This is a genomic window from Streptomyces sp. NPDC001750, assembly GCF_042892615.1.
Taxonomy (GTDB): domain Bacteria; phylum Actinomycetota; class Actinomycetes; order Streptomycetales; family Streptomycetaceae; genus Streptomyces.
Map to the genome: position 1 here is coordinate 20,417 of NZ_JBIAUE010000016.1, position 12,603 is coordinate 33,019.

Sequence of the window (12,603 nt, forward strand, 5' to 3'; positions counted from 1 at the left end):
GGAGGAATCCCATGACTCGCGCCACCACGGTGCGAGCGGTGCTGGCTGCCGCCGTGCTGCTCGTCTCCGTACTCATCACGCTGAACATGTCACCCAGACTCGGCCTCGACCTTCAGGGCGGCACCAGAATGGTGCTCCAGGCCAAGGACTCGGACACCGCGAAGGCGGACCGGGAGAGCACCGACCGCACCCTGGAGGTGCTCCGCCAGCGCATCGACTCGCTGGGTGTCGCCGAGCCCACCCTGACCCGTTCCGGCGAGGACCGGATCATCGTCGAACTGCCGGACGTCCAGGACCCGCGCAAGGCCGCCGAGGTCATCGGCAAGACCGCTCAGCTCACCTTCCATGCCGTCCAGGGCCCCGGCACCGAGGCCGACGCCGGAACGTCCGGCAAGAAGGACGGCGGGACCGGGGACGGCAAGTCCGAAGGCGAGTCCGACGACAAGGCGGACACCGGGAACAAGGCCGGGGACGCCGCGGAGAAGGCCACAGCGGACAAGAAGGCCGAGGACGGGACCGGCACCGGCGGTACGACGGACGACAAGAAGACCGGGGACGGCCAGAAGGCCGACCGGACGAAGGGCGACGGCAAGAAGGGCGAGGACAAGGAGACGGGTGGCAAGAAGGCGGACGGCGGGCTGACGCTCCCCGACGAACAGGGCCGTCTCCTCGACCTGGGCCCGGCCCGGCTGTCCGGCGCGGGCGTCAAGGCGGCCACCGCCTCGTTCGACGCCCAGCAGGGTGCCGGCTGGACCGTCTCGCTCGACTTCCACAAGAAGGCCGGACAGGACTGGACCCGGCTGACCGGCGAGGCCGCGTGCAACCCCGTCCAGGACGACCGCCGCCGCGTCGCCATCGTCCTCGACCAGCAGATCATCTCCTCGCCCCAGGTGTCCCCGTCGGTCGCCTGCGGCGTCGGCCTGCCGTCCGGTTCCACCCAGATCACCGGTTCGTTCAGCGCCGACGAGGCCCGTGAACTGGCCCTGCTGATCGAGGGCGGCGCCCTGCCGCTCCCCGTCGAGATCGTCGAACAGCGCACCGTCGGCCCGACACTCGGTGCCGCCGCCATCGACGCCAGCGCACGCGCCGCCCTCATCGGCGCCGCGGCCACCGCGCTCTTCATCACCATCGTCTACCGGCTCTTCGGCGCGCTCGCCGCCGTCGCGCTCGCCGCCTACGGACTGATCTCGTACGCGGCCCTGGTCGGCCTCGGCGTCACGCTCACCCTTCCCGGCCTCGCGGGGTTCGTGCTGGCCATCGGCATGGCGGTCGACGCCAACGTGCTCGTCTTCGAACGCGCCAGGGAGGAGCACGAGCAGCATCCGAACCGTTCGCTCCGCACCTCCCTGACCGCAGGGTTCCGCGGCGCGTGGAGCGCCGTCGCGGACTCGAACGTCACCACGCTGATCGCGGCGGGACTGCTCTTCTTCCTCGGCTCCGGGCCGGTGAAGGGCTTCGGTGTCACCCTCGCCATCGGTGTGGTCGCCTCGATGTTCTCCGCGCTCGTCATCGCCCGCGCGCTCACCGAGATCGCCGCGGGGTCCCGCTTCGTCACCGCCCGGCGCGGGCTCAACGGCATCGCCAGCCCCGGCCGGGTGCGCACCTGGCTGACTCGTCGAGACCCCCAGCTGATGCGCTCCCCGCGCCGCTGGCTGCTGATCTCCACGTCGCTGGTCGTCGTCGCGGTCCTCGGCATCGTCGTACGCGGCGTCAACCTCGGGGTCGAGTTCACCGGCGGCCGGCTCGTCGAGTACTCGACGAGCAAGCCCGTGGACGTGGAACGCGCCCGGACCCTGCTGTCGGACGCGGGATTCCCCGACGCCGAGGTCACCACGGCGGGCTCCGGGGACCTCTCCGTACGCACCGGGAAGCTCGACAACGACGGCGAGCACACCCTGCGCACGGCCCTCGCGAAGGAGGGCGGCGAGACCACCAAGGTCCGCGACGAACTGATCGGCCCCAGCCTCGGCGACGAACTCCGGCGCAACGCCCTGATCGCGCTCGCCATCGCCGTCCTCGTCCAGCTGGCCTACCTGGTGGTCCGGTTCCGATGGACGTTCGCCCTGGGATCGGTCGGGGCGCTGGTCCACGACGTCGTCATCCTCATCGGTGCCTTCGCCTGGCTCGGGCGCACCGTCGACGGCGTCTTCCTCGCCGCGCTCCTGACCGTCATCGGGTACTCCGTCAACGACTCCGTGGTGGTCTTCGACCGGGTGCGGGAACTGTGGGCGAAGGCCCGTCGCACTCCCGTCGCCACGATCGCCAACCGGGCGGTGCTCCAGACCGTGCCCAGAACGGTCAACACGGGCATGGGCGCCCTCTTCATCCTGACCGCTCTCGCCGTCCTCGGCGGCGACTCGCTCGCGGACTTCGCCCTCGCCCTGCTGATCGGCATCTGCGTCGGGACGTACTCCTCGGTGATGACCGCCGTCCCGGCGGCGCTCCTGTTGGAACGGAGCAGCAAGGCCCCGCCGCCCGCCCGGAAGCGGTCCTCCGGAAGCCGTTCCGGCAAGCGGACGGCACAGCGGGACCCGTTCGACAACGGAGCGCGCGTGTAGCGGCTCCGACCGGCCGGACGACCCTGCCCGCCCCCTTCCCGCAACCGGTGATCCGGCCCCGGGAAGGGGGCGGCGCGCGTCGGCCGGGGCACCACGCCCCGGGCCGCCCGGCCGTCAGGGGGCGAGAGACCGCAGAAGATCGGCGGTCGCCCGGTCGGCGGGCAGGAACGTCTCGATGGCCAGTTCGGCCACCGTCACGTCCATCGGCGTGTTGAACGTCGCGATGGACGAGATGAACGAGAGCACCCGGCCGCCGTGCTCGATACGCAACGGCAACGCGAACGCGGGGGAGGCGGACGCGGCACGGGCCCCGTCGACCGCTCGATCCGCGCTCCCGGCCGGCCCGTCCGCTTTCCCGGCCGGTACCGAGCCCTCGGGCCCGTCCGCACGCTCCGGTGGCGGGTAGCCTGCGACCTCCTCGTACAGTTCGCGCAGCTCCGCCGACCGGGCCAGGGCGATCTGGCGCCTCATCTGCGCGAGCAGATCGGCACGCCACTCGCGGAGGTTGCGGATGCGCGGGGCCAGGCCCTCCGGGTGGAGCGTGAGCCGCATCGCGTTCAGCGGGGGTACCAGCAGATGCCCGGCCACCCCCTCCAGCAGCATCTCGACGCCCCGATTGGCCGCCACCACGTCGTACACGCCGTCGACGACCAGCGCCGGATACGGGTCGTACCCCTGGAGCAGCCGCTCCATCCCCTCGCGCACCGGGGCCAGCGCGGGATCGTCGAACGCGGTCTGCGCGTACCGCGGCGCGTAGCCGGCCATCACGAGCAGGGCGTTGCGTTCCCTGACCGGGACGTCGAGGTGTTCCGCCAGACGCAGGACCATCTCCTCACTGGGCCGGGAGCGGCCCGTCTCGATGAAGGAGATGTGCCGGGAGGAGGAGTCGGCACGGAGCGCCAGCTCCAGCTGGCTGATCCGCCGCTGCTCCCGCCAACGGCGCAGCAGCGGCCCTACCCCCGTGTCAGACGCGACAGTTGTCATACCCAGACCGTAACGTCACCGGCACCGCCGACCGGAACCGACCACTCGTGAGGGAGTCGCAGCATGCCCGCCGAACCACTGTCGCGCCAGGAGATCGATGAACGGCTGGGCGACCTGCCCGGCTGGTCGCTGGAGGGGGACCGGATCACCTGCACCTACCGCCTGCGCACGCACTTCGCGGCCCTCGGGCTGACAGTGCACGTGGCACAGATCCAGGACGAGCTGAACCACCACTCCGACCTGACCCTCGGATACAACACCGTCACCCTGTCCGTGAACACCCACGACGCCGGGGGCGTGGTCACCGAGCACGATCTGAACCTCGCCGCACGGGTGGCGGCGATCGCGGGCGGGCACGGCGTGCGGTAGCCGCCCGGGGCGGGGCCCGGGACCGTCGTGTCCCGGGAGCCGGGTACGGCAGCCGGGGCCGGACACGGTCGCGGGGCCCGGCACACGAGGGCGGGGGTGATCAACCCGCTGGGCCGAACCCCGGATGCGTGGCCAGCCACCCCGAGTAGCTCTCGCTGCGCCCCACCGCGTCCGCGTACGCCGCCACCGTGTGCCCGCTCACCGCGCCGGCCGCCGACACGGCCGCCGCGGAACGCGGGTGCCAGCCCAGCAGGTGGCGCCAGCTCAGCGGGGTGCCCGCGAGCGGGCGGGTCACCAGCCCCGGCACCGGAGGGAACGTCGCCCGGCACAGCCCGATCGCGCGTCCCACCTGGACCAGATGGACCACGGACGCGGTGTCCGTCTCGTACACCGAGGCCGGGCTGAACCCGGCCCGCGCGCAGGCGCTGACGAAGCAGTCCGCGAAACAGCCGTCGCCCGGCACGTCCGCCCAGCACTCCGCCGAGAGGGCGGCGAGGTCGAGTTCCCGCTCGGCGGCCAGCGGATGCGATTCCGGCAGCATGACGAAGACCGGGTCGACCCCGATCACCTGCCAGGTCAAGCGGTCGCTCGCGGGCGGCGGGCTTTCCCCGCAGACCCCGATGAGCGCGAAGTCCAGGCGCCCGTCGACCAGTTGGGAGGCGACCTCGGCCTCCGACCACGAGGTGTACGTCGACACGGGGGCGTTCGGGTGGGCGGTGACCAGACGGTCGACGAGGCCGCCCAGCAAAGGGCCGTGCGTGCCGCCGAGCCGGAAGCGCTCCATCGGGCCGCAGGCGTTGGCGAACCGCACCGCCTCCTGCTGGAGTTCACTGACCGCGGGCAGCACCACCCGGGCCCGTTCGAGCACCAGCTCACCGAGGGGTGTGGGCCGGGCGCCGGTGTGGTCCCGCTCGAAGAGCGGACCGCCGAGCGCCTTCTCGATCCGTCGCAACTGCGCGCTCAGCGCGGGTTGGGCAAGCCCGAGGGCTGCGGCCGCCTTCGTGAGGCTTCCGGTGTCGGCGATGGCACGTACGGTACGCAGATGGCGCAACTCCAGCTCCATAAACGCAAGTTATGGCCAGGGTGGCCTACCGGCAATATGTTGTTGTCCAATCGGCACCGATCGGTTCGGAGTCGCCCCGCCGCGCACGACGAGCCGGGGGACCGGGCACGGGGGACGGACGCTCCTCCACGACGGCACGGGCCGGTGCGAGGCGTCGGGCCGGCCGGGCCCGGAGGACGGACGCTCCTCCACGACGGCACGGGCCGGGAGCACCGGAGCGACGCTTTGCCGAAGCGGCAAGGCGGCTTGCCGAGGGGGCGGGGTGTGGCGACGCTGTCCCCATGAGCCAACACGACGGACACGGTCATCGCCACGACACCGGCCACGCCGCGCACGGCCACGGGCGCGGTGCGGCCCCGGGCCATCACCACGGTGATGCCGACTTCGACTGGGACGCCATGGCCCCGATCCTGGAGCGGGAGGGCGAACTGTGCCGCCCGCAGTACGAGGCGGCGGCCCGCTGGATCGCCGGACTGCCCACAGCCGCGGAAACGCGCCGGATCCTGGACATCGGCAGCGGGCCCGGCGTCATCACCTGCCTGCTGGCCGAGGTGTTCCCCGAGGCGGCGGTCGTGGCCGTCGACGGCACCGAGGCCCTTCTGGACCGCGCCCGGGCCCGTGCCGAACGGCTCGGCCTCGGCGACCGCGTCGGCACGTGCCGGGCCGACCTTCCCGACGACCTCGACCGGCTGGGGGAGGCGGACCTGATCTGGGCGGGCAACTCCCTGCACCACATGGGCGACCAGGGCGCCGTCCTCGCCGGGTTCGCCGCGCTGCTGCGCCCCGGCGGCACCGTCGCCCTGGTCGAGGGCGGGCTGGCGGCTCGTCACCTGCCGCGCGACACGGGCATGGGGCGGCCCGGGCTGGAGGCCAGGATCGAAGCGGCCACGGCGAGCTGGTTCGAGTCGATGCGGGCCTCCCTGCCCGCCTCCAGGCGCGAGACCGAGGACTGGAGCGCTCTGCTCGACGCGGCGGGACTGCGCCCGCACGGCACCCGCAGCTTCCTGCTCGACCTCCCGGCACCGCTGCCCGAACCGGCGCGCGATCATGTCGTCGCGGAGTTCACCCGGCGCCGCGAGATGCTCGAAGACGTCCTCGACGCCGAGGACATCGCGGTGCTCGACCGGCTGCTCGACCCCGAGGACCCGGCCGGACTGCGCCGTCGCCCCGACGTCTTCCTGCTCATGGCGCGCACGGTGCATCTGGGCCGGCGGAGCGGCCCCGCCCGGTGAGGGGCTGAGGTCTGCCGGGCACGACGGGCCGGGAGGGGCGGTCGCATCGACCGCGCCTCCCGGCCCGTCGCACTGCGAGCGGCCGCGCCGGTCCGCGGCCGGAATGGGGAAAGGAGGCACCGGAAGGGCGGAATACCGGCCGGAAAAGCCGGTTTCCGATGCGCGAAAAAGCGCGCGCGAAGGGTATTTCTGCCTGCGGCAGAGGGGTCCGTGCCCCGATTGGCCGCACGGTCGGGACCGTGTCAACAAAAGACACGCTGCCGCCAGGGTGAGCAGGTGTCAGGAAGTCCCCTGTACAGGCTAACGGCACATCAATTGGCCATTTTCTCGGGTCAGTTGGTTCGAATTCCGTCGGCGCGGAAATGGCATATGGCCTATCTCGTGTACCCCGATCGGAGTGCCGACAACGACCTTCCACGTGTCCGGTATGACAGGTATGACAAATCGTAAGTACTTTCATTCCGGGTCGACTGCTCAGCCGGCCTCTCTGAGAGGAGAAGCGACATGGTTACTCGTTCCACGATGGTCACGGCAGCTGTCGCGGCTGCCGCCGCCATGGCCGCAACAGGTATCACGTACGCCTCGGCCGCCACCTCCGGGCAGGCCCAGGCGACCCCGGTCGTCCAGCAGGCAGCTCCCGTTTCGGTCCCCGAGGGCGGCGACTCGGGCAAGGGCAACGAAGGCAGGGGCAACGAGGGCAGGGGCAACGAGGGCAGGGGCAACGGCGGCGGCCACGAGAAGAAGCGCCACCACCGGCACCACCACCATGAGGGGCGCATCCACATCAACGAGCGCACCTACTCCGACGAGCGCGGTGGCTGCGTGACCGTGATCAGCGGGCTCGGATCCAAGAGCCTCAACATCCGCAACGAGAGCCACCGCACGATCGAGGTCTTCCGGGGTGTCACCTGCGACAACGGCGCCCCCATCGCCACCGTCGGGCCGTGGAGCTCCAGCGACGGCGTCCGTCCGGGCCGCGTCAAGGGCGGCGTGTGCGTCGAGGACGGCGTGGTCGGCAGCTTCCGTGTGATCGAGCGCCACCACCGCGGTCACGGCGGCTACGACGGCGGCTACGACGACTACGACGACGACTACGGGTACGGCGAGGAATGGTGACGGTCGCGGACCCGACGCGGTGATGGTCGCCGGTCCGACGTAGAACCCCGGCCCGCCGGAATCGGGCCGGGGTTCCAGTCAGGGCATCCGGGGTCGTCGTCCCGGTCCCGGATGCCCACACCTGAAAACGCCTGACAACTACATCCACCTGCCTCGCCATACTAAAGCCGGACGGTGAGGCACTGCCAGCCGACCGCAGCGGCCGCGCCGCGTGCGGCCTTCGGCTCGTGGCACTCGGCCGCGGCCCCGGAAGGAGGTCGTGGCCGGGGCGGCCGAACGTGGTGCCGGCGTGGCAGACGCCGCCCACGTCCCGGCCGTCAGGCCCCGACCGGTCGCGCACGGCAGGGACCGGCGGATGCCGACCCCCCTCCCGGCGTTCTCGCCGCGGAGGGGTGAAGTCCGGGCGGCGTGGTCATGGGTCCGCTCTCCGGACCCCCGCCGTACCGGTACGCGGATGCCCCTGTGGCGCCGCGTGTCTCCAGGGGCGGGCCGTCGCCCGGTCGGGCGACGGCCCGTGTGGCCGTCCGGACCGTGCTCCCGGCGGCCCGCGCGGTCAGTGGCGCGGCGAAAACGCTCAGGCGCCGACGTTGAAATCGGCCGGATCCGGGCCGAGGCGCTTGCCCTCGTCCAGTGCGGCGATCGCGGCGAGGTCGTCGGCGTCCAGCTCGAAGCCGAACACGTCGATGTTCTCGACGATCCGCGACGGTGTCACGGACTTCGGGATCACCACGTTGCCCGTCTGGATGTGCCAGCGGAGCACCACCTGGGCGGGCGTGCGGCCGTGCTTCCGCGCGATCGCGACGACCGTCGGCACCTCCAGGAGGCCCTTGCCCTGTCCCAGCGGGGACCACGCCTCGGTCGCGATGCCGTGAGCGGCGTGGACGGCGCGCGACTGCGCCTGCTGGAGCTGCGGGTGGAGCTCGATCTGGTTGACGGCCGGTACCACGGACGTCTCGCCGAGCAGGCGCTCCAGGTGCTCCGGGAGGAAGTTCGAGACCCCGATGGCCTTCGCGCGGCCTTCGGAGTAGATCTTCTCGAATGCCTTGTACGTGTCGACGTAGGCGCCCTTCGCCGGCAGCGGCCAGTGGATCAGGTACAGGTCGACATAGTCCGTACCCAGCTTGTCGAGCGAGGCGTCGAACGCGCGCAGGGTGGAGTCGTACCCCTGTTCGGCGTTCCACAGCTTCGTCGTGATGAACAGTTCCTCACGGGCGACACCGGAGGCCGCCACGGCCCGGCCGGTGCCCTTCTCGTTCTCGTAGATCGCGGCGGTGTCGATGCTCCGGTACCCGGACTCGATGGCCGTCGCGACCGCCTTCGCGGCCTCGTCGTCCGGCACCTGCCAGACGCCGAAACCGAGCTGCGGCATCTCGACGCCGTTGTTGAGGGTGATGGAGGGGACCTTGCTCACGAGCGGTCGATCCTTACGTCGTCGGTTGTGATTTGCATGTTCAACGATCACAGTGCGCCAGGCATTCCCGGTGGCACGGCCCCGGGCCGGTGACCTGTCCGGCCCGGGGCCCCTCGGGCCGCGGCCGACCCGTCCGACGGTCCGGCGGTTCGTCGGCCGCCCCCGGCGCGGGCGGCCGACCGGGCGCCGATGAGCCGGCCGCCAGGCTCCGGCCGGCGAGGCCCGGCTCCGACGGTCCTGCCCGCCGGGCCCCGATCGTGCCCCCGTTGCCGTGTTTCATGCCCGAGGTGTCCGGAATCCGGTGAACTCAGGTGCGGGAACAGATATTTGGGTCCGCGAGGGGCATTGACAGATCGGCCGCGAAGGAATCCCATGCAGTGATGGTTAGGAACCTTTCCTAACGCGGATCTGAAAGGGAGCATCCGTGCGCGGTGACCGCCCCCCACGTCGTGCCGCTGCCGTACTCGCCGGCCTCAGCTGTCTGCTTCTGCCCCTGGTGGGTCACGTTCCGAGGGCGATCGCCGCCTCGGAGGCGGGTGATCGGGGTGCCGGACCCGCCCCGGCCGCCGCGAGCGACATCGAGGACACCGAGTCCGCGACGGCCGCCGTCAGGAGTGCCCATCGGCACGGCGACGCCGCCCGTCGGCATCACCCCGCGCTCTTCCCCTTCCGGTCCGTCGACCGCGACCGTGCCCGCGGATCGGGCACCGGCGCGGACGCCCGCGGCGAGGCGTCCCGGGCCTCGCGCGAATCCACCGAGATCGTCGTCCAGTACCAGGGCTGAGGAGACCCCATGCGCATCACCATCAGGAAGCCGGCCGTCGGCGGAGCGGCGCTCGCCGCCGCCGGACTGCTGCTCCCGCTGCTCGGCGCACCGTCCGCGACCGCGGTGGCGTCCGGAGGCGCCGCCGGTCCCGCGGTGCCGTTCGGCAGCCACACCTTTCCGTACGCGGCGGGAACCCTGAAGCCGTCCGGCTCCCAGGCCACGCTCGACCAGGCCGTGGTCAAGACGTATAACGCCTGGAAGTCGGCGTTCGTCAAGAAGAACTGCGGCAACGGCTGGTACGAGGTGGTCTCGCCGGACGCCGACCACCCCTACGTCGCCGAGGCCCAGGGCTACGGCATGGTCATCACGGCGACGATGGCCGGTGCCGACCCGGACGCGAAGACCGTCTTCGACGGCATGGTCAAGTACGTGCTCGCGCACCCCTCGGTCAACAACTCCAACCTCCTCGCCGCCGAGCAGAACTCCTCCTGCAAGAGCGTCAACGGATCCGACTCCGCGACCGACGGCGACCTCGACGTCGCCTTCGGGCTGCTCCTCGCCGACAAGCAGTGGGGATCGTCCGGCACTTACAACTACAAGGAACTCGCGGTCAAGCGCATCAACGCCATCAAGAAGAGCGAGATCAACCCGACCACCCACCTCACGCTGCTCGGCGACTGGTCGGACTCCGGGGAGTCCCACTACTGGATGACCCGCTCCTCTGACTGGATGCTCGACCACTTCCGCGCCTTCAAGAAGGCCACGGGCGACAGCACCTGGGACACCGTGCGCACCGCCCACCAGAAACTGATCACCGGTCAGCAGTCCACGTACGCGTCGAGCACCGGGCTGCTGGCGGACTTCGTCGTCAACACCAACGGCACGGCCAAGCCCGCACCGGGCGAGGTGCTGGAGGGCCCCAACGACGGCGACTACTCCTGGAACGCCTGCCGCGACCCGTGGCGCCTCGGCGCCGACGCCGTCACCGGAGGGGGCAGCGCCTCGCTCGCCTCGGCGCGCAAGATGAACTCCTGGATCAAGTCCAAGACGGGCGGCGACCCCAACAAGATCGTCACCGGCTACCGCCTCAACGGCAGCGCGTTCGACAGCGGTCACGACATGGCCTTCACCGCCCCGTTCGCCGTGGCCGCGCTGACCGACCCGGGTTCCCAGGCATGGCTCGACGCGCTCTGGAAGAAGATCGCGGGCACCTCGATCGACACGGGCTCCTACTACGGCGGAAGCGTCCAGCTCCAGTCGATGATCGTCGCGTCCGGCAACTACTGGGTTCCCTGACGGAGGTTGGGATGCGGGTCGGAACGCTCACCACGGCACGGAGAGGAACGGCGGCCCTCGCGGTGATGCTGCTCTGCGCCGGGCCGGTGCACGCGGCACCGCGGTCCGCCGCCGAGACCGCGACCCGGTACGAGGCGGAGTCCGCGACGATCGTCCGGGGCGCCGCCGAGTCCAACCACTCCGGCTACTCGGGGACAGGATTCGTCAACGGCGACAACGTCGTGGGCGGTTACGTGGAATTCACCGTCGACGCGGCCACGGCGGGCACCGCGCGCATCGCCGTGCGGTACTCCAACGGCACGGCCGCCTCCCGGGCCGCCGACATCGCCGTGGGCGGCGAGACCGTCTTCGCCGCCCACGCCTTCCGGGCCACCGCCGACTGGAACACCTGGGCCACCTCCACCGTCACCACCCCGGTGACGGCGGGCGGCAACAGGATCCGGCTCACCTCCACGACGGCCGACGGACTGCCCAACCTCGACCACATCGACGTCACGGTCACCGCACCGGACAGCACGCCTCCCGCCGCGCCCGGAACCCTGTCCACGTCGGGGCTCACCGCGAACGGCGTCGCCCTGAAGTGGGGCGCGGCGACGGACGACACGGCCGTCACCGCGTACGAGGTGCGCAGCGGGAACACCGTCTACAAGACCGTGACGGGCACCCCGCCCGCCCCCACGACGACGCTCACGGGACTCGCCTGCGCCAGCCCGTACTCCCTGGACGTCGTCGCGAAGGACGCCGCGGGCAACGTCTCGCCCCCGAGCAACACGGTCGCCTTCACCACCCCGGCCTGCACCGCCGACGGAGGCGTGCCGTCGGACATCACGACGGTGTCCACCGGCTGGACCATCCCGTGGGGCACGTACTGGATGCCCGACGGCGCGTCCGCGCTGGTGACCGAACGGGACAGCTTCGAGGTCTTCAGGGCCACCCCCGCGGGCACCAGGAAACAGGTGGGCACCGTGCCCGAGGTCGTCACGACCGGTGGCGAGGGCGGACTCCTCGGCGTCGCCGTCGACCCCGACTGGTCCGCCAACCACTACGTCTACTTCATGCACACGGCGTCCGAGGGCAACCGTGTGGCGCGCATGACGTACGACGGCAGCACGCTCGGCGGGTACAAGGTCCTGCTCAAGGGGATCAAGAAGAACAAGTACCACAACGGCGGGCGGCTCGCCTTCGGCCCCGACGGCTACCTGTACGCGTCGACCGGCGAGGCCCACGACCGCGACCTCGCCCAGGACAAGAACTCGCTGAACGGCAAGGTGCTGCGGATGACCAGGGACGGCAAGGCCGCCCCCGGCAACCCGTTCGGCAACCACGTCTACAGCTACGGGCACCGCAACCCGCAGGGTCTCGCCTTCGACCGCGACGGACGGCTGTGGGAGGCCGAGTTCGGCGACAGCTCCAAGGACGAACTCAACCTCGTCCAGCCCGGGAGGAACTACGGCTGGCCAATCTGCGAGGGCAGTTGCTCCACCGCCGGGATGACCGATCCCAAGAAGACCTGGAAGGTCTCCGAGGCGTCGCCCAGCGGGATCGCCGTCGTCCGCAACGTCATCTACATGGCCGCGCTGAGGGGCGAACGGCTGTGGCGGGTGCCCATCGACGGCGAGAACCTCGGCACACCCACCGCGTACTACGTCGGTTCCTACGGCCGGCTGCGCACGGTCACCGCGGTGCCCGGCCGGGACGAGCTGTGGCTCTCCACCACCAACTGCGACATCCACGGGAAGGAGCCGCCCGGCTCGGACAAGCTGTTCCGCGTCTCGATCACCTGAGGACCGTCCCCTACCACCACGTGC

The 12,603-nt window shown here is 71.3% G+C and carries 10 protein-coding genes; 7 read left to right on the forward strand and 3 right to left on the reverse strand.

Annotated features, from left to right (window positions below):
- Positions 1 to 11: 11 nt before the first annotated feature.
- On the forward strand, positions 12 to 2,558 hold the full coding sequence (secD, locus tag ACFYY6_RS23520) for a protein translocase subunit SecD (RefSeq protein WP_351630447.1): 2,547 nt from the start codon (positions 12 to 14) through the stop codon (positions 2,556 to 2,558).
- Between the two features lie 114 nt (positions 2,559 to 2,672).
- Here secD and ACFYY6_RS23525 read toward each other — a convergent pair whose 3' ends face one another.
- A complete protein-coding gene (locus ACFYY6_RS23525; RefSeq protein WP_351523436.1) occupies positions 2,673 to 3,542 on the reverse strand; it encodes a helix-turn-helix transcriptional regulator in 870 nt (289 codons plus the stop codon).
- 63 nt (positions 3,543 to 3,605) lie between these two features.
- Here ACFYY6_RS23525 and ACFYY6_RS23530 point away from each other — a divergent pair, with 63 nt between their 5' ends.
- Positions 3,606 to 3,911 (forward strand): 4a-hydroxytetrahydrobiopterin dehydratase, encoded by a 306-nt coding sequence (locus ACFYY6_RS23530; protein ID WP_351523438.1) that lies wholly within the window; start codon positions 3,606 to 3,608, stop codon positions 3,909 to 3,911.
- Between the two features lie 100 nt (positions 3,912 to 4,011).
- Here the strand turns inward: ACFYY6_RS23530 and ACFYY6_RS23535 are convergent, their stop codons facing one another.
- Positions 4,012 to 4,974 carry a LysR family transcriptional regulator gene (locus tag ACFYY6_RS23535; protein WP_351523440.1) on the reverse strand — a complete coding sequence of 321 codons (963 nt, stop codon included), beginning with the start codon at positions 4,972 to 4,974 and terminating at the stop codon, positions 4,012 to 4,014.
- Positions 4,975 to 5,255: 281 nt separating this feature from the next.
- Between ACFYY6_RS23535 and ACFYY6_RS23540 the strand changes: the two genes are divergently transcribed.
- Both ACFYY6_RS23540 and ACFYY6_RS23545 read left to right on the forward strand, forming a co-directional pair.
- On the forward strand, positions 5,256 to 6,206 hold the full coding sequence (locus ACFYY6_RS23540; protein WP_351523442.1) for a methyltransferase domain-containing protein: 951 nt from the start codon (positions 5,256 to 5,258) through the stop codon (positions 6,204 to 6,206).
- A 504-nt stretch (positions 6,207 to 6,710) separates the two neighbouring features.
- On the forward strand, positions 6,711 to 7,322 hold the full coding sequence (locus ACFYY6_RS23545) for a hypothetical protein (protein ID WP_351523444.1): 612 nt from the start codon (positions 6,711 to 6,713) through the stop codon (positions 7,320 to 7,322).
- A gap of 574 nt (positions 7,323 to 7,896) precedes the next feature.
- On the opposite strand, the gene ACFYY6_RS23550 is transcribed toward ACFYY6_RS23545, so the two are convergent.
- Positions 7,897 to 8,733, reverse strand: coding sequence for an aldo/keto reductase (locus ACFYY6_RS23550; RefSeq protein ID WP_351523446.1), 837 nt, complete (start codon positions 8,731 to 8,733; stop codon positions 7,897 to 7,899).
- Positions 8,734 to 9,157: 424 nt separating this feature from the next.
- Here ACFYY6_RS23550 and ACFYY6_RS23555 point away from each other — a divergent pair, with 424 nt between their 5' ends.
- The 3 genes from ACFYY6_RS23555 to ACFYY6_RS23565 are packed head-to-tail and all read left to right on the forward strand — an operon-like array spanning position 9,158 to position 12,579.
- Positions 9,158 to 9,517 (forward strand): hypothetical protein, encoded by a 360-nt coding sequence (locus ACFYY6_RS23555; protein ID WP_389194949.1) that lies wholly within the window; start codon positions 9,158 to 9,160, stop codon positions 9,515 to 9,517.
- A 9-nt stretch (positions 9,518 to 9,526) separates the two neighbouring features.
- Complete coding sequence (locus tag ACFYY6_RS23560; protein WP_351523450.1) at positions 9,527 to 10,795, forward strand: glycosyl hydrolase family 8; 1,269 nt, start codon at positions 9,527 to 9,529, stop codon at positions 10,793 to 10,795.
- An 11-nt stretch (positions 10,796 to 10,806) separates the two neighbouring features.
- Positions 10,807 to 12,579, forward strand: a complete 1,773-nt coding sequence (locus tag ACFYY6_RS23565; RefSeq protein WP_389194953.1) for a PQQ-dependent sugar dehydrogenase — start codon at positions 10,807 to 10,809, stop codon at positions 12,577 to 12,579.
- The last annotated feature ends 24 nt before the right edge of the window (positions 12,580 to 12,603 follow it).